Consider the following 19675-nt stretch of genomic DNA (forward strand, 5'->3'; position numbering starts at 1 on the left):
GTCAAGAAAGAGACCCTGATGCCCAAATGGCCCGACGACGACGTGATCCTGTTCGACGGCGTCTGCATCTTCTGCTCGCGCTGGGTCCGCTTCGTCGCGCAGCGCGATACGGCGAAGCGTTTCCGTTTCACGCCGATCCAGTCGGACTACGGGACGCGGCTGGCGAAGACGTTCGGGATTGATCCTGAGGATCCCGACACCAACGCCGTAGTTCACGGCGGCGAGGTATTCTTGAAGTCAGACGCTGCGCTGACGGTGCTGTCGCAGCTCTCCGGTTGGGGCTGGGTGCGCGCGCTGCTTGCCGTGCCGAAGCCGCTGCGTGATGCCGTGTACAGTCTCATCGCGCGCAACCGCTACCGCATTTTCGGCAAGTATGATGCGTGCTTCGCGCTTGACGCGGACTTGCGGGCGCGGGTGATCGAATAGCCTGTCATTGCTGCGAGCGCTGCGAAGCAATCCAGGATGTTTCCGCGGTGACAGTCTGGATTGCTTCGCGGAGCCTGTCATCGGGCCGCGCTTTGCGCGGACCCGGTGGCTCGCAATGACGGAGTCTGCTGCTACGCCTTCGGCATCGCCGCCAGCACTTCCTTCGCCGCCCGCTCCCCACTGTCCCGCGCCCCGTGCGCGGTCGTGAAGAAGTTCGGCGACGTCGCTTCCCCCGCGAAGAACAACCGGCCGTCGACCGGCGCGGCCAGAATGGCGCGGTCGCCGGCGTGGCCGGGCAGGGCGTGCGAATAGGAGCCGCGTGCGAAGGGATCCAGGGCCCAGCGGGACTCATAGAGCGGCTTCAGCTTGCGGCGGATGTCGTTGCCGAGGAAGCCGGCGATCTCGTTGATGCTGTGCGCAGCGATGGCACCATCACCGGCGTCTTCCAGCTCGCGCGCAAAACTGCCGCCGAAAAAGCCCTCGATACAGGGCTGGCCGAACGGGCGGATATGATAGGTGCCCATCTCTGTGCGCATGGTCGCGCCGCGCAGGTTTCCTTCCTTGGGGAAGGCATCCGCGCCGTCGAGTGCAAGCGTCACCTTGTCGTCGACGCCGAGCGGCAGGCCGCGAGCGGCATCGACCTTGGCGCGCAAAGGCGGCGAGAAGCGAATTGCTTCGTCAGCGATCAAATTGGTCGGAACGGTGACGATCACCTTGTCCGCGGTCAGCGTGCCCTGCGATGTTTCGAGACGGATGCGCTTGCCGGAATGATCGATCAGCGCGACATTGCAGTTCAACGCCACCGGGCAGTTTTCGCCATAGGCCGCAATCAGCGCGCCATAGCCGAGGCGGATGCGCCAGTTGAGGTTGCTGTCCTCGTAGGCGTCCCAGTCCAGCGTCGACATATCCTTCAGTTCGCAGCCGTTGATGTAGGTCGAGATCGCGTCGATCATCGGATTCCAGCGATTGCCGGGCTCAAGGCTTTGGCTCGCCGGCTCGTCCTTGCCTTTTTGCGCGGCGTCCCAAAGACGTTCATAGAATGCGTCTATTGCGCGCATGAATTCGTCGCGTTCGCTTTGCGGAAAAGCGTTGCCATAGGCGCGCTCGCGCCATGGCGGCAGGTCTTTGTTGATCTCGAAATCAAGCCGTTTGGCGATCGGGACGAAGGAGTTGTTGTCCGCCGAATGCAGCCAGCCACAGCCGACGTCGAACGTCACCTCCGGCGAGGCCTGCACGGTCCACGCGCGTCCGCCGGTGCGGTCGCGCGCTTCAAGTACGACCACGGACAGGCCGGAATCCTTCAGTGCATGCGCCGCGCCGAGCCCGGCAGCGCCGGCACCAATGATCGCGACGTCGACTGAGGAGGGGAGGGAGCTCATGCGCTGCCTCTAGCACGTTCGCAATGCGCGCTGAAGCCACCACAATGTGAGCGTCATCACCCGCCTTGTGCGCAATTGCGCACTGGAGCGGGCGGTTCAGTAGTCTAGAGGCGGTGACGAATACGGAGAAGCTGCGGCGTACTGGATTCCCCGCTTTCGCGGGGAATGACAGCGGGGTGGCCTTACGCCACCGCTTCCTTGGCCTTTTCCGCGCGCTTGCGCTCGTTCGGATCGAGGTGCTTCTTGCGCAGGCGGATCGACTTCGGGGTGACCTCGACGAGCTCGTCGTCCTCGATATAGGCGAGCGCCTTTTCCAGCGTCATCTTGATCGGAGGCGTCAGACGCACCGCTTCGTCCTTGGACGTGGTGCGGATGTTGGTGAGCTGCTTGCCCTTGAGCACGTTGATCTCGAGATCGTTGTCGCGCGTGTGCTCGCCGACGATCATGCCGCGATAGACCTTCCAGCCCGGCTCGATCATCATCGGGCCGCGGTCTTCCAGCTTGAACATGGCGTAGGCCACCGCGTCGCCCTGGTCGTTGGAGATCAGGACGCCGTTGCGGCGGCCCTGGATCTCGCCCTTGTACGGGGCATAGCCGTGGAACAGGCGGTTCATGATCGCGGTACCGCGGGTGTCGGTGAGGAGCTCGCCCTGATAGCCGATCAGGCCGCGGGTCGGCGCGTAGAACACCAGGCGCTGGCGGTTGCCGCCGGACGGCTTCATCTCGATCAGCTCGGCCTTGCGCTCGCTCATCTTCTGCACGACGACGCCGGAATGCTCCTCGTCGACGTCGATCACGACCTCCTCGATCGGCTCCATGGTGGCGCCGGTGGCTTCGTCCTTCTGGTACACGACGCGCGGGCGCGACACCGAGAGCTCAAAGCCTTCGCGGCGCATGGTCTCGATCAGGATCGCGAGCTGCAATTCGCCGCGGCCCGAGACTTCCATCGCGTCCTTGTCGGCGGCCTCGACGACGCGCAGCGCGACATTGCCTTCGGCCTCGCGCAGCAGACGGTCGCGGATCATGCGGCTCGTCACCTTGTCGCCTTCGGTGCCTGCGAGCGGGGAGTTGTTGACGATGAACGACATCGACACGGTCGGCGGATCGATCGGCTGCGCCGGTAGCGGCACTTCGACGGTGGGATCGCAGAAGGTGTCGGCGACGGTGCCCTTGGTCAGGCCCGCGATGGCGACGATGTCGCCGGCTTCGGCTTCATCGAGCGGCGTGCGCTCGAGGCCGCGGAACGCCAGGATCTTGGTGATGCGCCCGGACTCGACCAGCTTGCCGTCGGCGTTCAGCACCTTGACCTGCTGGTTCGGCTTGAGCACGCCGGACGAGATTCGGCCGGTGATGATGCGGCCGAGATAGGGATTGGCCTCCAGGATGGTGCCGATCATCTTGAACGGACCTTCCTCGACCTTCGGCGGCGCGACATGGCGCAGGATCAGGTCGAACAGCGGCTCCATGCCCTTGTCCTTCGGACCCTCGGGGCTCTCGGCCATCCAGCCCTGCTTGGCCGACCCATAGAGGATCGGGAAATCGAGCTGCTCCTCGCTGGCGTCGAGCGCGGCGAACAGGTCGAACACCTCGTTGATGACTTCGGTCGGGCGCGCGTCGGGGCGGTCGACCTTGTTGATGACGACGATCGGCTTGAGGCCGACCTTGAGCGCCTTGGAGACCACGAATTTGGTCTGGGGCAGCGGGCCCTCGGCGGCGTCGACCAGCACCAGGGCGCCGTCCACCATGTTGAGAATGCGCTCGACCTCACCGCCGAAATCGGCGTGGCCGGGAGTGTCGACGATGTTGACGCGGGTTTCCTTCCACTGCACCGAGGCCGCCTTGGCCAGGATGGTGATGCCACGCTCACGCTCCAGATCGTTGGAGTCCATGGCGCGTTCGGTCACCTTCTGGTTCTCGCGGAACGTGCCGGATTGCTGGAGGAGGCGGTCGACGAGGGTCGTCTTGCCGTGGTCGACGTGGGCGATGATGGCGACGTTGCGAAGGTTCATGAGTGAGCTTCTTTGCGGTCGAACAATGGGTTAAGCGCGATCTCGCCGGTCAGACCGGGACCTCTTCTCGAAACAACGCTGGAAGACAGGAAACGGGGGCGCTTTCGGCCCAAAAAGGAAACCCGGCCAGCCAGCCGGGCACCCTACGCGTTTGCAGCGCAATATAGGCAAAAAACGCCAAAAAACAATGCGTTCTTACGCGCTTGGTTGACTGAATTTTGTCCGGGAATCCCCGGGGCTTAGCGGGGCGTCGGGGGACTTGGCCGGTGTTCCGGCCTCAGGCCGGGCTCCGATCCGCCTCCTCGGTCGGGTAGACCCCGCGCAGGACCTCCTCGAAATGGGTCTTGACCGCGTCATTGCACAGGCAGGCGCGCAGGCGCAGGCCGTCGCGGCTCCGGACCAGGATCGAGCCGCGGCGGGTATCGAGAATGCCCTCCGCCTTGAATGACTGGAGGACGCGGCTGGCATAGCTGCGACCGACACCGAGCAGGGTCGCGAGCTGCTCATGCGTCAGCGGCACGCTGCTCTCGTCGCCGGTCCGCTCCATCGCCGCCAAAATCCACTTTGCGGTCCGTTGCTCGATCGAGTGGATGGCGTTGCACGCGGTCGACTGGAAGATCTGCGCCAGCAAGCAATCGGCGTAACGCGCGAAAACGTTGCGCAACGATGGCGAATGCAATTTGGCCGCTTCCAGCTTGCCGACATGGATGCGTGCAAACGGCCCGCCGAACTTCACGCAGATGCGAGTATAGGCCGGCAGAAACCCCTCACTGACGATGCCGCCGACTGCACCTTCACGGCCAACCAGAATGGTCTCGACGTCGCGGCCGTCCTCGTTCGGTACGAGGAAGGTGGCAAGCGATGGCCCACAGGGAAAATGCACGACCTGGACATCGTCGCCGGGATTGTAGAGCAGATCACTTGCCGCAGCGTTCTCAAACGCGACGTGCGGCGCGAGCAGCGCATAATCCGCCGCGCTCAAGCACCGCAGCAGATTGTTGGCAGGTCGACCATCGACCGCGAAGGCCTTGCCCGTGCGTGCAACCATCGTATGTCCCCTGCTCTCCTTTCGACATTAGCGAGGTCCGTTCGTCGGCTGTGTGCACAAGTGGACAGACGTAAAAACGGCTCTGTGGTGAGCTTTGTTCCGGGAACCCTCCGATGCGCTGGGCGCGGGCGTCGGGCTGAGGCTGTCCTGACCCGAAAAAATGCAGCCTTCGATAACCAGGATCATGGAACCTGCTCTCCCGGACGACTTGGTCGGCGTTCCCGCCGATGTGTTGATCGTCGAGGACGATCCGATCATCGCGATCGATTTCGAGGATCGCCTGATGGGATTCGGTGTGAAGAGTGTGCGGACAGTGGCCTCGGTCGCACAGGCGCTCCAGGCGATCGCGAAGCGCGCACCCGATTTTGCATTGCTCGATGTCGAACTCGTCCGCGAGAAGAGTTTTGCCATCGCGGAACGCCTGGCCGTGCTGAAGATCCCGTTCGTCTTCGTCACCGGCTATGGCGCCGAAGCAAGCATTCCGCCGGAATTTTCCAAACGGGCGCGACTGCAGAAACCGTGTTCGAGCGACGCGCTGGAGGCGGCGCTGCAGGTGCGCGCCGCCAGCTCGCGCTGAGGCGCATCAGGCCGGCATCGGGTCCAGTGTAGTCGACCACAGCGCGACATCAGCGCGGTCGCGCAAGGTCACCGTCATCTGACCGGACGCGCCATCGATCTTGACGTGACCGAAGAACTGCATGCCGGCGGACGGCGGCAGGTTCTGCTTGTCGAGGCCGGGCGCCTTGATGAAGCGCACGTCAGGCCCGAACGTATTGTCGAGCTCGTTCGGACCGAAGGTGCCGGCGTGCAGCGGGCCCGAGACGAATTCCCAGAACGGTTCGAAATCCTGGAATTGTGCCTTGTTCGGGTCGTAATAGTGCGCGGCGGCGTAGTGCACGTCTGCGGTCAGCCACACCGTGTTCCTGATCGGCGCCATCTTGATGAAGCGCAGGAGATCGGCGATCTCGAGCTCGCGACCGCGCGGCGGTCCGTCGCCTTGCGCGAAGGCCTCCGAGCCCTTCTTGTTCGCCGCATCGTCATAGACGATCAGGCTGAGCGGCATGTCGGAGGCGATCACCTTCCATGTCGCGCGCGAGTTGAGCAGGCCGCGCTTCAGCCAGGCCATCTGATCCGGCCCGAGGAAGTAGGCCGCTGGGCCGTAAGCCGTCTCCTGGTTCGCTCCGTTCGGGCCGCGATAACTGCGCTCGTCCAGCACGAACACGTCGAGGTGCGGGCCGTAGGAGATCTGGCGATAGACCCGACCCGGCTCCACGATGCTCTCGCGCATCGGATACATCTCGTGGAAGGCTCGCGCGGCGCGCGCCGCCAGCAGCGTGATGTTGCGCTCCTTGTAGGTCGCGGGCAGCTCTTTCGACGGCGACCAGTTGTTGGTCACCTCGTGATCGTCCCACTGCACGAAGATCGGCACCTCGGCATTGAAGGCGCGGACATTGTCGTCGGTGAAATTGTATTTGTGCGCGGCGCGATACTCGTCCAGCGTCTCGGCGACCTTGGCCTTCTCGGGGATCGTGACGTTCTTCCAGATCTTGCCGTCGGCGAGCTTGACCTCGGACGGGATCACGCCGTCGGCGTAGATGGTGTCGCCCGAGTGCAGCAGAAAATCCGGACGGTGCTTGCGCATCGCCGAGAAGGTGAACATGCCGCCATCATCGGGATTGATGCCCCAGCCTTGACCTGCGACGTCGCCGCCCCAGACGAAGCTGACGTCGCGGCGATCGGCCGGCGCGGTGCGGAAGCGGCCGACCGCCGGCTCGCCTTCGATCGCGGTGTGGGAGAGGTCGCGGAAGCGGACGCGGTAGAAGATATCCTGGCCTGCGGGAAGGTTTTCCAGCAGCATCTTCGCGGTGAAGTCGCTTTCAGGCAGCGCCGCGATCGGCGGCAGCGCGCGGGCGTCCTTGAACGACTCCGTCGTCGCCACGTCGACCAGCATCTGCGACGGACGGTCGGCACGGGCCCAGACCACGCCGCCATCGACGGTGACGTCACCGGATTGCACGCCATGGCTGATCGCCGGCCGGTCGGCCGCGCGCGACAGATGCGGCATCGCGATCGCGCCAAGTGCACCGGCGCTGGTCGAGAGGAAACGGCGGCGGGAGAATTTGATTGTCATGGCGGGTTCGTTTCGAGAGGGGCGTCGCAGACAGCACCGACATACCGGGTGGCAGTACCTGGTTTCCGCGGATTCTTACGTTCGTCATTCCGGGGCGCGCCGTTAGGCGCGAGCCCGGAATCCATTCCTCCCGGCCTATGCGGTTCGATGGATTCCGGGTTCGCGCGTCGTGCGCCCCGGAATGACCACGAAAGCTATATTGAGACAATGTGACGCAGCAATAACGCACGCAAGTGCTTACGCGTTGCCGGCGGCCCGGAATTGCGCGCCGGCGCGTTGCAGGCTTGCCGGCATGCTGAGCAGCAGCGCCTTGCGGTCGGCGACCGCCACGTGGAATTGCTCGAGCGCGATGTTGAAAGCCGTGAGCGCACTCTCCTCGATCGCGCCGTGATCGAAGCAGCGCAGCGTGTCGCGCAGGATGTCGTCGGCCTCGGCCTGCATCTGGTCGAGCTCTTCGGTGGTCTCGCTCTTCCGCGCGGCGGCGATCATGTCGAGCAGTCGCTCACGCAGGTGGCTGTTGCCGTCGCGCTCGTCCTTCTTCAGATAGCCCGCGAACCAGGCGCCGATCGAGCCCATGGCGGAGAGCGCCATCAGGCTCCACCAGATGTAGTCGCTGTATTTGTCGAGGAAGGTCTTTTCCTCGCCGTCGACGAAAGCGGCCGCTCCGGGATGCACCGGAATCACGGCGTCCTTGTCGGTATCGGGCGTTTCGATCTTCGCCGCCAGCGGGAACTCCGCCACCAATTGCTGACGCACGGCGAAGAGCTGCCGGGTGAAGGCCGCGACGGTGGTCTCCGACAGGCCTTTGCGCGCCACGATGTGATGGGAGAAGCTGATCGTCTTGACCTCCTCGTCGGGACGGTCGGGCGAGCCGCCATAAGTGCCGGCGGGGATTTCGGCGGATTCATAGGCCGGATGGTTTTGCGCGATCGCATCGGCGGAATCGATGGCGAGGAAGGTCGGCGAACCGCCCTCCTTGACCGATGCCGCAATCGCGTCCGACGTGATCTTGCTGTTGACCGGACCGGCCGCGAGATAGACATCGGCCTTCTGAGCCTTGATCGCCTCGGCGACCTCACTGGCCGGGAATTGCACGACCTCGACTTTGGCGGGATCGACGCCGTATTGCTGCAGGATCACCTTGAGCAGATTGACGTTGGCCTGCGTGCGGCCGACGACGCCGACACGACGGCCGGCTAGCTGCGCGATCTTGGTGATCTTGGCGCCCTTCTTCTTGCCCTTGCCCGCGACGGCCCACAGCACGACGACGTTCTTGCGCAGGGTCGCGACGGCTTGCGCGTTCTTCGGCACGTCGAGATCGCCGCGCACGATGGCGAGATCCACCTTGCCCGCTGCGAGCGCGTCGGCGCTTGCAGTCGCGCCCTCGGTCTGGATCGGGCGCAGCCGCACATAGCCCTTGCTCTGCGAGAAGGCCTGCGTCAGCGTCTGCACGACCTTGACGTCATCGCTGTTGGCGGGGCCGACCGCGATCTTCAGCGTGACCGGCCGCATCGCGAAATAGTAGCCGCCGGCGAGCGTGCCGACGATCGCGAGCACCAAAGCCAGGGACACGAGCGCCGTCTTCCGCGCCGCGGATCGCGGCGAAGGCGGCGTGGGCGCTTCGGCGAGGTCCAGACCCCCGGTCATCGATCTTCCAAACAGGCGTTTCAGGCTCGGTTTCATCTTGGCCGGCGATTTAGGCCCGTAATTGTAGCAAATTTCCTGTCCAGCGCGGGTTACATCTGCGTCATGGTTAGCGGACGAAATCCGGATGAACCAGGGCGCCAGCACGGTGTTAGGGTAAAGTTCCGCTGAAGGACGGAGGCGATCATGGCAGAGCGGCTGTCGGCAGATGCACGAAAGCAGGCGTTGAGCGGGATACCGGGCTGGGCCGAGCTGGGGGGCCGCGAGGCGATCGGGAAGACCTTTGTCTTCAAGGATTTCAACGAAGCCTTCGGCTTCATGACGCGCGCGGCGTTGGTCGCCGAGAAGATGGATCACCATCCCGAATGGCGTAACGTCTACAAGACGGTCGAGGTGGTGCTGGCGACCCATGACGCCGGCGGCGTCACGGCACGCGACATCGAGCTCGCCAAAGCGATGAACGCGATCGCCAAGCTTACACCTACCTGACGTCTTGCGGGGGGCGGCGGCATCCCCATCTTGTGATCAGCACCGGATGCGGCGATCCGCCGCGCCGGGCTGAACGGGGAGTTTGACCATGTCCGCCGAACAGAGTGTCGGCTTCGAGCCGGCCGATCGGCTCGCGGAAGATCGTGAAGGCGTGCGCCGCCGCTTCTGGCGCAAGCTGAAGCGTGTCGTCGCGCGTCTGCCGTTCGCGGAGGATCTGCTCGCCGCCTATTACTGCGCCTTCGACAGGCAGACGCCGCGCCACGTGCAGGCGTCGCTACTTGGCGCGCTCGCCTATTTCATCCTGCCGTTCGACTTCGTCCCCGACATGATGCCGATGCTCGGCTTCACCGATGACGCCGCCGTGCTCGCCACCGCCATTCGTCTGGTCGCCGGCCACATCACGAATGAGCATCGCGAAGCCGCGCGCGCTGCGCTGAAGCGTGGCATGAGTGAAGCGGAAGTGGAAGTGGAAGCTGCGTCGTAACGAACCCGCACGTTCCACTGTCGTGCGCCGCGGCCTCTGTATCCTCGCAGTGTCTCTGGAATACTGGATCGCCCGCTCCAGTGCGCAATTGGGCACAAGGCGGGCGATGACGTCGTGTGTGTGGGCGGCGCGCACCACAAGCTCGTCACTGCGAGCGAAGCGAAGCAATCCAGAGATGTCTCCGCGGCGATTGCTTCGTCGCTTCGCTCCGCGCAATGACGCCCCTTACTTCTTCTCCGGCTTCGCCTGCGCCCGCGCATTCTCGGCGTCCCAGGCCTGGAATTGCTTGAACAGCGTTTCCCTCTCTGCGTCGGACACCTTTGCGGCCGCGGGATTCTGCTTCAGGAACGCTTCGAAGCGCTGCCGCGTCACTGGCTCGATGCCATGCTTGTCGAGCCATTGCTGCGCCACGGGCAACCTGTTCCAGCCGGCCAGCGGCGCTGCGAGCGAGACCTCCTTCCACTTGGGATGGAACGGCGGATTCTGCAGCGCCGGGAATTTGGTGAAGAACGCGTCCACGAACAGCGACAGCTTGCGATAGCGCTCGGTGTTCGGCGCCCAATTATAGGCCGCGAGCACCGCAGGCACCGCGATCGTGTCCACGGTCTCGCCTTCCTTGATCAGGTTCGGATAGTCCTTGGACGTCAGCGTCGCCGGCAGATAGTCGCTCTGCAGCGGCTTTGCATAATCCACGCCTGCGAGATGGAAGCGGCCGTCATTGCTGAAGGTCGAGACCGATTTGTACGGCTTGCCGCCGACCACGATGACGGCGTCGATCTGGCCGGCCTTCAGCTTCTCCATCGCGATCCGCTGCTCGATATAGACGAAATTCGCCTTGATCCCGAGCCGCTCGAACACCGTGAGCGCGGTGACGAAGGTGCCGCCATTGGGCAGGTCGACGCTGACCGTCTTGCCTTCGAGATCCTTGAGCGTGGCGATCGATTTCGGCGCGATCACCTGCATCTCTTCGTTGTAGAGCTTCGTCACATAGGTGAACTGCTTCTTGATGTCCTTGGCAAAACCCTTGCGCTCGAGATAGTCGAGCGTGTCGGCACGCACGACGCCGAGATCGACGCCTTGCAGGAACAGGATGTCGGCGACGCTCTGCACCGAGCCGCGGCCGACGATCGGCAGAACGCGGATCTTGTTGCCGTCGTCGAGCACGGACGCGAGGTCGGCGCCGAATTGCACATAGGTGCCGCCGATCGTGCCGGTGATCAGCGTGACGGTGTTGGCGTTCAGCGCCTGCTTGGTCGAGCTCGATCCGAACTGGAAGATGGCCTTCAGGCTGTCCGAGACCTTGGCCGGATCGTATTCGGTCTGTTCGGCGCGCGCCGCGAAGGCACAGACGGTCATGATGGCGGCCAGCGCCATTCTCAAAGCATTACGCATGATATCCTCTAAAAAGTTCTAGTTCTGAAGCTGGGTGAGGCGCTGCCGCGCCTCCGCCGATCCGAGACCCGCCGCCTTCTGGTACCAGTCGCGCGCGACCGTCGCGTCGGCGGTGATGCTCCGCGTGTCGTTGGTGCCGAGCACCGCCGCGTCATAGGTCTGCGCCAGCAGAAACGCCGCGGTCGCATCCTGTGCATTCGCCGCCCGTTCGAGCAGCAAGCGCGCGGAAACGATATCGCCGACCGTCAACAGGCTCTTCGCGCGCGTCATCAGCCCGGCCAGCGTGTCGGCATCGAGTGTTCTGGCGGGGAGTGCCTTGGCGGGCGGAGGAGGAGGCACAGGCACAGGCGCAGGCTGCGCCGCGACGGGCGCGGGCGCCGGCGTCTGGGCTTGCAGCGCGTTCTGATAGGCGGTCGCGATCGCTTCGCGGCTCGGCGTTGACGGTGCAGCGACATCCTGCGCGTCGGCGCTCGCCAGCTTCGTGTCGCTCACGCGGGCCGCATCCTTGACCGGCGTCTGCGGCTTTGCGGGCAGCGGATTGGCCGCCGCCATGGCCTGGTCTGCCGCACCTGCCAGGCCACCGGCATAGGAGACGACAAGGTTACGAAGGTCGGACTGAAATACCGCGCCCAAAGTTACCGCGGCGGACGCCACCAGAATGGCGGCGAGGATCCGCGGGACGATCCTGCCTCTGGGCTGCAACACCAGTGGCGCGAATTCTTCTGGGTCCGGCGCGCTGAGCGGATCGGACAGAAAAAGTGGAACCGGATCGTCCGGTGAAAGGTCAGCCCGTGCGGCGCGCGCACGGATATAAGGGTAAGATGCGGCTTGATCGGAACCGAACGCGCTCGATTCCCTGGACGCGCGGTACGCCGTCGTCTCCATGGTTATGCTCCCCATTATTACGCAACGCAGGGGCATTCCCGCTTCAGTTTTCTTGCTTTTGTCCAGAAGCGCCCCGGCAAACTGGAACCGGTAAATCGCCGTTTGAATCAGCCCAAAAAACGACAGCCGTTTGTGCGAATCTGGAAAAATTTAGGTTTGATTTAGGCGGCGAGACGAAATGCACCATAATTTTGCTCGCAGTGGTTGAGGCCACTTTACCATGCCGCGGCGCCCAAATACCCTCTGGGGTTGTCACGCACTTGTCACACACCCTGCCGTCATGCCCACGCTTGCCGTCTTCGCTGAAGCTTCGGCGGCCGCGCGACCTTGTGGCCCGGCGTGGCCTTGGCGGAGCCGGGATCGGAGCATCCTGTATCCTGCGGCTTCCCGGCTAGATCTCTGGATCGCCCGCCCCGTGCGCAATTGCGCACAAGGCGGGCGATGACAGTTGAGAGCACCGGCGCGGTAACGCCAGCATCACCTCAGGGATGCAGGATCACCTTGCCCATGGCCTGGCGGCCGGCGAGCACCTTCAGCGCATCCGCGGTCTGTGCCAACGGGAAGGTGCGGTCGACATGCGATGAAATCTTTCCTTCCGCCGTCCACTTCACAAGCTTCTCGAGATTGGCGCGGTTCTTCGCCGGGTTGAGCCGCGTCCAGGCGCCCCAGAACACGCCGCGGATGTCGCAGCCCTTCAGCAGCGCGAGGTTCAGCGGCATCTTCGGAATGTCGCCGGCGGCAAATCCGATCACGAGGAAGCGGCCTTCCCAGGCGATCGAACGCAGCGCCTGCTCGGCATAGGCGCCGCCCACGGGATCGAAGATGATGTCGACGCCTTTGCCGTCGGTGAGCTTGCGCAGGCCTTCCTTCAAATCTTCCTTGCCATAATTCAGCGTCAGCTCGGCGCCATGCGCCTTGGCGAAGGCGAGCTTCTCGTCGGACGAGGCGCAGGCGATCACCTTCAGCCCCATCAGCTTGCCGAGCTCACAAGCCGCAAGGCCGGTGCCACCGGCTGCGCCAAGCACCGCGAGCGTCTCGCCCGGCTTCGGGCTCGCGCGATCTTCCAGCGCATGCAGCGCCGTGCCGTAGATGATGATGATGCCGGCCGCGCGGTCGTAGTCGAGATTGTCGGGAATCTTCACGATCGATGCCGCCGGCAGCGCGATCTTCTCGCGCGCGCCGTTATGACCGCAGGACGCAACGACGCGATCGCCGACTTTGAGATCAGTAACGCCGGGGCCGATGCTCTCGATCACACCGGCGACCTCGGCGGCCGGTGAGAACGGGAAGGGCGGCTTGATCTGATACTTGCCCTGGATCATCAGGATGTCGAAGAAGTTCAGCGCCGCGGCCTTGATCGCGATCACCGCTTCACCGGGACCCGCCACCGGATCCGGCACATCGGCCAGAACGAGATCGTCGGGTTGGCAATATTGCGTGCAGAGGATGGCTTTCATGGCGGCACCTGAAGCGTTTCAGACAGAATTATAGTTTGCCTGTTTCTGCCGGATTTAGCGTCGGGCGACAATCCGGTTTCTTTGTCGAATGTGGCGCTCTGGCCTATCCTCGTCATTGCGAGCGAAGCGAAGCAATCCAGAATCCGTGTCGCGGAAATAGTCTGGATTGCTTCGCTGCGCTCGCAATGACGGGAGTATCGAAGGGAGGATTCAAACGATGTTTGAAACAGGTCTGCTCAGGGACAAGCGCATCCTCGTCACTGGTGGCGGCTCGGGCCTCGGCGCCGCGATGGCGCGGCGCTTTCTCGCGCTCGGCGCCGAGCTCGTGATCTGCGGCCGCAAGCTCGACCGGCTAGAGGCAGCTGCGACGGAGATGCGCGAACAGACCGGCGGCAAGGTCACGACCATCGCTTGCGACATCCGTGACGGTGCCGCCGTCGACGGCATGATGGACGCGATTTGGCGCGCGGTGCCGCTCGACATTCTCGTCAACAACGCTGCCGCGACCTTCATTGCGCAGAGCGAGCATCTGTCGTTTCGCGCCGCGGATGCGATCCTGGCGCCGACGCTGCACGGCGCGATGTATTGCACGCTCGCGGCCGGCAAGCGCTGGATCGAGGGCAGGCATGACGGCGTCGTGCTCTCGATCCTCTCGACCTCGACCATCACGGGGCGGGCCTTCACCGTGCCGTCCGCGATGGCGAAGTCGGCGGTGCTGGCGATGACCAAAAGCCTTGCGGTGGAATGGGGCCCGAAGGGCATCCGCACCGTCGCGATCGCACCGGGGCCGTTCCCGACCGCCGGCGCCTCCGGGCAGCTCCGCCCGGAGGCCCGCGACGAGGGGTGGGCATCGCGCAATCCGCTCGGTCGTACCGGTGAGCACAGCGAGCTTGCCGACCTCGCCAGCTTCCTGGTCTCGGACCGCGCGGGCTACATCAACGGCGAGATGGTGGTGATCGACGGCGGCGCGCATTTGCGCAGTTCCGGCGCCGAGGACCTGTTGCGCTGGACCGATTCTCAATGGGCCGAACAGCGTGCCGCACGCACCCGCAGCTAGCCGCATGTCCTGCTAACTGCCTTCCCAAGCTAGGCTTTCCCCGCTATCCCTGGCTGGGGACACGATTCACGCGGGCCATCTTCCAGTCACAATATTGAGGGAACCACTCGGGCATGTGGCGGGTGCTTGTTTTAGCTTTGGTGACTGGCGTGGCGGCGTGGGGAACCATGGGTTCCGCGCGCGCGCAGACGGCGCAACCGGCGCCAAAGGCAGCGGCAAAACCCGCCGCTCCGGCCGCAAAGACGGCTGCCAAGCCCGAGAGCAAACCGGTGGCGCCTCCCGCGGCGGTTGCCGGCGGCGCCGAGCCGACCCTGATCGGCCAGTTTGGCACCTGGGGAGCGTATTCCGCCACGCCCAACGGCAAAAAGGTCTGCTTTGCGCTGGCAAAGCCCGCATCGTCGAAAACCAACCCGCCGAATCGGCCGCGTGACCCCGCCTATGCCTTCGTCTCGACCCGGCCGGCGGAAAAGGTAAACAACGAAGTCTCGGTCATGATCGGCTACGCCCTGAAGCCGGGCTCGGAATCGACGGTCGAGGTCGGCGGCGCTGCCTTCGCCATGTACACGCAGGGCGACGGCCTCTGGATCAAGAATGCGGCCGAGGAGGAGCGGATGGTCGAGGCGATGCGCAAATCCGCCGATCTCGTGGTCAAGGGCGTCTCGGCCAAGGGTACGGAGACGACGGATACCTTCTCGCTGAAGGGCCTCGCCCAGGCACTCGACAAGATCGCCCAGGATTGCCGGCGGTAGAGTTGTAGGCGGTTAGTCGTAATCGCGGTCTCAGTCGCTATATAAGGGGCGCCATTAGCGCTATACGCTTCCTGAATTCCGTCATTCCGGGGCGATGCGAAGCATCGAACCTAGAATCTCGAGGTTCCGGGTCTGGTCCTTCGGACCATCCCGGAACGACCAAGATAACCTCCAGGTCCATTCAATGCAGTCGACTGCCGAGCCGCACAACGCAACACTGGTGGAGAAGACTCCGCTCGAGACCTATGTGCCGCCGGCCAAGCCGTCGCTCATCGGACTGTCGCGCAGCGAGCTCGCCGATTGCCTCGGCGAGATCGGCGTGGCGCTGGCGCAGCGCAAGATGCGCGTGCAGCAATTGTGGCACTGGATCTACTTCCGTGGTGCCAGGAATTTCGACGAGATGACGTCGATCTCGAAGACCATCCGTACCGAGTTGTCGGAGCGTTTCACCGTCGACCGGCCCGAGGTCGTGGCCGAGCAGATTTCGAACGACGGCACCCGCAAATGGCTGTTGCGGCTGCCGAGCGGCGACAATGTCGAGAAGGCGCACGAGGTCGAATGCGTGTACATTCCCGAGACCGATCGCGGTACGCTCTGCGTCTCCTCCCAGGTCGGCTGCACGCTGAACTGCGCGTTCTGTCACACCGGCACGCAGCGGCTGGTGCGTAACCTCACCGCCGGCGAGATCGTCGGCCAGGTGATGGTAGCGCGCGACCGCCTCAACGATTGGGCCGATCGCGAGAACGGCACGCGCCTCGTCACCAACATCGTGATGATGGGCATGGGCGAGCCGCTCTATAATTTCGATGCGGTGCGCGATGCGCTGCTCATCGTCGGCGACAATGAAGGCATCGGCATCTCCCGCCGCCGCATCACGCTGTCGACCTCCGGCGTGGTGCCGAACATCGTGCGCGCCGGCGACGAGATCGGCGTGATGCTCGCGATCTCGCTGCATGCGGTGCGTGATGAACTGCGCAACGAGCTCGTGCCGCTCAACCGCAAATATCCGATCGCAGAATTGCTGCAGGCATGCCGCGACTATCCGGGTGCGTCGAATGCGCGGCGCATCACCTTCGAATATGTGATGCTCAAGGGCGTCAACGATTCGCTCGACGATGCGAAGCTGCTGGTGAAGCTGCTCAAGGGCATTCCGGCCAAGATCAACCTCATTCCGTTCAATCCATGGCCGGGCACGGCCTATGAATGCTCGGACTGGGACCAGATCGAAAAATTCTCCGAATACATCTTCAACGCCGGCTATTCCTCGCCGGTGCGCACGCCGCGCGGCCGCGACATTCTCGCGGCCTGCGGCCAACTCAAGTCGGAGACCGAAAAGCTCTCGGCCCGCGAGCGCCAGGCGCTGCGCGCCATGGCGATGACGGATTAGTAGAATATGCCTGCGCTATCGCAGCTTCGTCATTGCGAGGAGCGCAGCGACGAAGCAATCCAGGCTGTCTCCGCGGACCCGTTTCTGGATTGCTTCGCGCAGCCTGTCATCGGGCCGCGCTTTGCGCGGACCCGGTGGCTCGCAATGACGACAATTTTGGCTTTCCCGCTATGCCACTGATCGGCCGCCTCGTCGTGATCTTCATCGGCTTTCTCGCCTCCTGCGTGGTGGGAGGCATGATCGTCGTCGGTGCGCTCTTGTTTCCGGAATTCTCCGATCTTGGCGCCGGTCCCGTCGATGCAGGCACGATCGACATCCTGCTCGGCTTCGGCTTCATCTTCGTCTCCGGCTTCGCACTGGTGCCAGCCATGGTGATCGTGGCGATCACCGAAGCGCTCTACATCCGCAGCGTGCTCACTTATGCGGTCGGCGGTGGCCTCGTCGGGCTGGCCTGCTATCTCGGCCTCGTGCCCTTCCATCCCGAGACGATGCAGTTCGAAGGCATCGTGCGGCGCCATCTGGAAATCATGACAGGGGCGGGCATCGTCGCGGGCGTCGTCTACTGGTTGATCGCCGGCCGTAACGCCGGTGCCTGGCGCCATCCGCCGCCCTCGCGCAAGCCGCCACCGCCGCTGCCGTTGAATTCTCGGCCGGACCCGCCGTAGTTGCGTGATGACTGACGAGGGTTTCCATCTCCTCTCCACTCCGCTAAACCGCGCGCCATGAACCGGACCGGACTCTTCATCGCCCTGGCGCTTTGGCTCGTGATCGGCGTCGTCTTCGGCCTCTATCCCGAACTCGATCTCAAGCTCGCATCGCTGTTCTTCGATCCCGAAGCAAGGACCTTTCCGCTCAAGCTGAACGGCTGGGCCAGCTTTGCGCGTGACGCCGCGATGTGGGTCGCCTGGGCGTTCGCGCTGCCCTCGCTGGTGGCGCTCGTGGTCAAGCTGATCCGCCCCGACCGGCCGCTGATGGTCTCGGGGCGCGCGATGATCTTCCTGCTCGCGACGCTGACGCTGTCGGCCGTGATCCTCGCCAATCTCACCTTCAAGACTTATTGGGGTCGGCCGCGCCCGGTGGTCGTGACCCAGTTCGCCGGTGATCAGCAGTTCGTGCCGTGGTGGGATCCACGCGGCGCGTGCACGCGCAATTGCTCGTTCTTCTCCGGCGAGGGCTCAACCGCTTTCTGGACGCTGGCGCCGGCCGCTTTGGCTCCGCCGGCGTGGCGGCCGCTCGCCTATGCCGGAGCATTGGTATTTGGAGCCGTGACCAGCGGGCTCCGCATGGCCTTCGGCGGCCATTTCTTCACCGATGTCGCGATCGCCGGCCTCGTCACCTTCGTCGTGATCTGGTTTGCCTACGCCCTGATTTACCGCTGGCCGCGGACACGGCTGTCGGACGAGGCGGTCGATGCCGCCCTGACCCGGCTGGCCTGGCCCGGATACCGGCTTCGCCAGCGCCTGTTCAGCCGCAAAACCGGCCCCGCAGCCTCGCTCTGAGCCATTAAACGCGTGCTCCGGCGCGCGAAATTTGATATTCGCGCGGTCAAACCCTTCAATGACATCAGCCCTTTAAGACCCGATTGGAAGCCCCATGACCACGATCCTGAAAAGCCTGCCCAAGGGAGAAAAAGTCGGCATCGCTTTCTCGGGCGGTCTCGACACCAGCGCTGCGCTGCTCTGGATGAAGCAGAAGGGCGCGCGCTGCTACGCCTACACCGCCAATCTCGGCCAGCCGGATGAGGCCGACTACAACGAGATCCCGCGCAAGGCGATGGAGTTCGGCGCCGAAAAGGCGCGGCTCGTCGATTGCCGCACGCAGCTGGTCCATGAGGGCATCGCCGCGATCCAGTCCGGCGCATTCCACATCTCGACCGGCGGCATCACTTACTTCAACACCACGCCGCTCGGCCGCGCCGTGACCGGCACGATGCTGGTCGCCGCGATGAAGGAGGACGGCGTCAACATCTGGGGCGACGGCTCGACCTTCAAGGGCAACGACATCGAGCGCTTCTATCGTTACGGCCTTCTAACCAATCCGAGCCTGCGCATCTACAAGCCCTGGCTCGACCAGCAGTTCATCGACGAGCTCGGCGGCCGCGCCGAAATGTCGGCGTTCATGACCGCCCAGGGCTTTGCTTACAAGATGAGCGCCGAGAAGGCCTATTCGACCGACAGCAATCTGCTCGGCGCCACGCATGAGGCGAAGGATCTCGAGAGCCTCGACAGCGGCATCAAGATCGTCAACCCGATCATGGGCGTGCCGTTCTGGCGCGATGACTGCGCCGTGACGGCCGAGAAGGTCGTGGTGCGTTTCGAGGAAGGCCAGCCAACGGCGCTCAACGGTCAGACGTTTGCCGATCCCGTCGCGCTGTTCCTCGAAGCCAATGTCATCGGTGGCCGCCATGGTCTCGGCATGAGCGACCAGATCGAGAACCGCATCATCGAGGCCAAGAGCCGCGGCATCTACGAGGCGCCCGGCATGGCGCTGCTGCACATCGCCTATGAGCGGCTTGTCACCGGCATCCATAACGAGGACACCATCGAGCAGTACCGCATCAGCGGCCTGCGCCTCGGCCGTCTGCTCTACCAGGGCCGCTGGTTCGATTCGCAGGCGCTGATGCTGCGTGAGACCGCGCAGCGCTGGGTCGCGCGCGCCGTCACCGGCGAGGTGACGCTGGAGCTGCGCCGCGGCAACGATTATTCGCTTCTGAATACGGAAAGCCCGAACCTCACCTATGCGCCGGAGCGGCTCAGCATGGAGAAGGTGGAAGACGCGGCGTTCACGCCGGCCGATCGCATCGGCCAGTTGACGATGCGCAATCTCGACATCGCGGACACCCGCACCAAGCTGAAGCTTTACACCGACACCGGCTTGTTGTCGGGCAGCGAAGGCTCGCAGATATTTCGGCTCGAGAGCGACAAGGGCTGATGCCGGGAATCGTAGGGTGGTGGGCAAAGCGAAGCGTGCCCACCATCCTTCTATAACTGCAGCGGCGCGGTGGGCACGGCGCTAATGCGCCTTTGCCCACCCTACGAGTTCGCACTGTGCTGTAACCTCAATCGTCATTGCGAGCGAAGCGAAGCAAGCCAGAATCTTTCCGCGGGCGGCAGTCTTGATTGCTTCGTCGTTTCGCTC

At 64.0% G+C, this 19675-nt stretch carries 18 protein-coding genes; 10 read left to right on the forward strand and 8 right to left on the reverse strand.

The features are described from left to right. Positions 1-18: 18 nt before the first annotated feature. Positions 19-426, forward strand: coding sequence for a thiol-disulfide oxidoreductase DCC family protein (locus tag K289_RS0132905; RefSeq protein WP_027555346.1), 408 nt, complete (start codon positions 19-21; stop codon positions 424-426). Positions 427-557: 131 nt separating this feature from the next. Here the strand turns inward: K289_RS0132905 and K289_RS0132910 are convergent, their stop codons facing one another. From K289_RS0132910 to K289_RS0132920, 3 genes are all read right to left on the reverse strand, one after another. After that, positions 558-1805 (reverse strand): NAD(P)/FAD-dependent oxidoreductase, encoded by a 1248-nt coding sequence (locus K289_RS0132910; protein ID WP_027555347.1) that lies wholly within the window; start codon positions 1803-1805, stop codon positions 558-560. Positions 1806-1987: 182 nt separating this feature from the next. Next, positions 1988-3814 (reverse strand): translational GTPase TypA, encoded by a 1827-nt coding sequence (gene typA, locus K289_RS0132915; protein ID WP_027555348.1) that lies wholly within the window; start codon positions 3812-3814, stop codon positions 1988-1990. A 277-nt stretch (positions 3815-4091) separates the two neighbouring features. Then, complete coding sequence (locus K289_RS0132920; protein ID WP_027555349.1) at positions 4092-4862, reverse strand: Crp/Fnr family transcriptional regulator; 771 nt, start codon at positions 4860-4862, stop codon at positions 4092-4094. Positions 4863-5046: 184 nt separating this feature from the next. Here K289_RS0132920 and K289_RS0132925 point away from each other — a divergent pair, with 184 nt between their 5' ends. After that, the gene (locus K289_RS0132925) at positions 5047-5439 is read left to right on the forward strand and encodes a response regulator (protein WP_027555350.1); all 393 of its coding nucleotides are present in this window, start codon (positions 5047-5049) and stop codon (positions 5437-5439) included. Between the two features lie 6 nt (positions 5440-5445). Here K289_RS0132925 and K289_RS0132930 read toward each other — a convergent pair whose 3' ends face one another. Together K289_RS0132930 and K289_RS0132935 are read right to left on the reverse strand one after the other, a co-directional pair. Further along, a complete protein-coding gene (locus K289_RS0132930) occupies positions 5446-6993 on the reverse strand; it encodes an alkaline phosphatase (protein ID WP_027555351.1) in 1548 nt (515 codons plus the stop codon). Positions 6994-7230: 237 nt separating this feature from the next. Beyond that, the gene (locus K289_RS0132935; RefSeq protein ID WP_027555352.1) at positions 7231-8676 is read right to left on the reverse strand and encodes a TAXI family TRAP transporter solute-binding subunit; all 1446 of its coding nucleotides are present in this window, start codon (positions 8674-8676) and stop codon (positions 7231-7233) included. A 147-nt stretch (positions 8677-8823) separates the two neighbouring features. Between K289_RS0132935 and K289_RS0132940 the strand changes: the two genes are divergently transcribed. Then, positions 8824-9126, forward strand: coding sequence for a 4a-hydroxytetrahydrobiopterin dehydratase (locus K289_RS0132940; protein WP_027555353.1), 303 nt, complete (start codon positions 8824-8826; stop codon positions 9124-9126). An 88-nt stretch (positions 9127-9214) separates the two neighbouring features. Then, entirely contained in the window at positions 9215-9610 is a 396-nt protein-coding gene (locus K289_RS0132945; protein WP_027555354.1) for a YkvA family protein, read from the forward strand. A gap of 225 nt (positions 9611-9835) precedes the next feature. On the opposite strand, the gene K289_RS0132950 is transcribed toward K289_RS0132945, so the two are convergent. From K289_RS0132950 to K289_RS0132960, 3 genes are all read right to left on the reverse strand, one after another. Beyond that, on the reverse strand, positions 9836-11002 hold the full coding sequence (locus K289_RS0132950) for a TAXI family TRAP transporter solute-binding subunit (protein ID WP_027555355.1): 1167 nt from the start codon (positions 11000-11002) through the stop codon (positions 9836-9838). Between the two features lie 18 nt (positions 11003-11020). Then, positions 11021-11887 (reverse strand): hypothetical protein, encoded by an 867-nt coding sequence (locus tag K289_RS0132955; protein ID WP_027555356.1) that lies wholly within the window; start codon positions 11885-11887, stop codon positions 11021-11023. A gap of 482 nt (positions 11888-12369) precedes the next feature. Then, entirely contained in the window at positions 12370-13344 is a 975-nt protein-coding gene (locus K289_RS0132960; protein ID WP_027555357.1) for an NADPH:quinone oxidoreductase family protein, read from the reverse strand. Between the two features lie 217 nt (positions 13345-13561). Here K289_RS0132960 and K289_RS0132965 point away from each other — a divergent pair, with 217 nt between their 5' ends. The 6 genes from K289_RS0132965 (at position 13562) to argG (ending at position 19468) form a co-directional block, all read left to right on the forward strand. Continuing rightward, positions 13562-14401, forward strand: coding sequence for an SDR family oxidoreductase (locus K289_RS0132965; protein ID WP_027555358.1), 840 nt, complete (start codon positions 13562-13564; stop codon positions 14399-14401). 113 nt (positions 14402-14514) lie between these two features. After that, positions 14515-15150 (forward strand): invasion associated locus B family protein, encoded by a 636-nt coding sequence (locus K289_RS0132970; protein WP_027555359.1) that lies wholly within the window; start codon positions 14515-14517, stop codon positions 15148-15150. A gap of 184 nt (positions 15151-15334) precedes the next feature. Then, entirely contained in the window at positions 15335-16537 is a 1203-nt protein-coding gene (gene rlmN / locus K289_RS0132975; protein ID WP_027555360.1) for a 23S rRNA (adenine(2503)-C(2))-methyltransferase RlmN, read from the forward strand. A gap of 170 nt (positions 16538-16707) precedes the next feature. Then, entirely contained in the window at positions 16708-17202 is a 495-nt protein-coding gene (locus K289_RS0132980; protein ID WP_027555361.1) for a hypothetical protein, read from the forward strand. A gap of 57 nt (positions 17203-17259) precedes the next feature. Beyond that, positions 17260-18036 (forward strand): phosphatase PAP2 family protein, encoded by a 777-nt coding sequence (locus K289_RS0132985; protein ID WP_027555362.1) that lies wholly within the window; start codon positions 17260-17262, stop codon positions 18034-18036. 94 nt (positions 18037-18130) lie between these two features. Continuing rightward, positions 18131-19468, forward strand: coding sequence for an argininosuccinate synthase (gene argG / locus K289_RS0132990; protein WP_027555363.1), 1338 nt, complete (start codon positions 18131-18133; stop codon positions 19466-19468). Positions 19469-19675 lie beyond the last annotated feature (207 nt).

It is taken from the genome of Bradyrhizobium sp. Cp5.3, from assembly GCF_000426265.1.
Taxonomy (GTDB): Bacteria; Pseudomonadota; Alphaproteobacteria; order Rhizobiales; family Xanthobacteraceae; genus Bradyrhizobium; species Bradyrhizobium neotropicale.

Coding starts and splice junctions, on each gene's coding strand:
- K289_RS0132905 (WP_027555346.1), top strand. CDS start 19: ATGCCCAAATGGCCCGACGACGACGTGATCCTGTTCGACGGCGTCTGC.
- K289_RS0132910 (WP_027555347.1), bottom strand. CDS start 1,805: ATGAGCTCCCTCCCCTCCTCAGTCGACGTCGCGATCATTGGTGCCGGC.
- typA (WP_027555348.1), bottom strand. CDS start 3,814: ATGAACCTTCGCAACGTCGCCATCATCGCCCACGTCGACCACGGCAAG.
- K289_RS0132920 (WP_027555349.1), bottom strand. CDS start 4,862: ATGGTTGCACGCACGGGCAAGGCCTTCGCGGTCGATGGTCGACCTGCC.
- K289_RS0132925 (WP_027555350.1), top strand. CDS start 5,047: ATGGAACCTGCTCTCCCGGACGACTTGGTCGGCGTTCCCGCCGATGTG.
- K289_RS0132930 (WP_027555351.1), bottom strand. CDS start 6,993: ATGACAATCAAATTCTCCCGCCGCCGTTTCCTCTCGACCAGCGCCGGT.
- K289_RS0132935 (WP_027555352.1), bottom strand. CDS start 8,676: ATGAAACCGAGCCTGAAACGCCTGTTTGGAAGATCGATGACCGGGGGT.
- K289_RS0132940 (WP_027555353.1), top strand. CDS start 8,824: ATGGCAGAGCGGCTGTCGGCAGATGCACGAAAGCAGGCGTTGAGCGGG.
- K289_RS0132945 (WP_027555354.1), top strand. CDS start 9,215: ATGTCCGCCGAACAGAGTGTCGGCTTCGAGCCGGCCGATCGGCTCGCG.
- K289_RS0132950 (WP_027555355.1), bottom strand. CDS start 11,002: ATGCGTAATGCTTTGAGAATGGCGCTGGCCGCCATCATGACCGTCTGT.
- K289_RS0132955 (WP_027555356.1), bottom strand. CDS start 11,887: ATGGAGACGACGGCGTACCGCGCGTCCAGGGAATCGAGCGCGTTCGGT.
- K289_RS0132960 (WP_027555357.1), bottom strand. CDS start 13,344: ATGAAAGCCATCCTCTGCACGCAATATTGCCAACCCGACGATCTCGTT.
- K289_RS0132965 (WP_027555358.1), top strand. CDS start 13,562: ATGTTTGAAACAGGTCTGCTCAGGGACAAGCGCATCCTCGTCACTGGT.
- K289_RS0132970 (WP_027555359.1), top strand. CDS start 14,515: ATGTGGCGGGTGCTTGTTTTAGCTTTGGTGACTGGCGTGGCGGCGTGG.
- rlmN (WP_027555360.1), top strand. CDS start 15,335: ATGCAGTCGACTGCCGAGCCGCACAACGCAACACTGGTGGAGAAGACT.
- K289_RS0132980 (WP_027555361.1), top strand. CDS start 16,708: ATGCCACTGATCGGCCGCCTCGTCGTGATCTTCATCGGCTTTCTCGCC.
- K289_RS0132985 (WP_027555362.1), top strand. CDS start 17,260: ATGAACCGGACCGGACTCTTCATCGCCCTGGCGCTTTGGCTCGTGATC.
- argG (WP_027555363.1), top strand. CDS start 18,131: ATGACCACGATCCTGAAAAGCCTGCCCAAGGGAGAAAAAGTCGGCATC.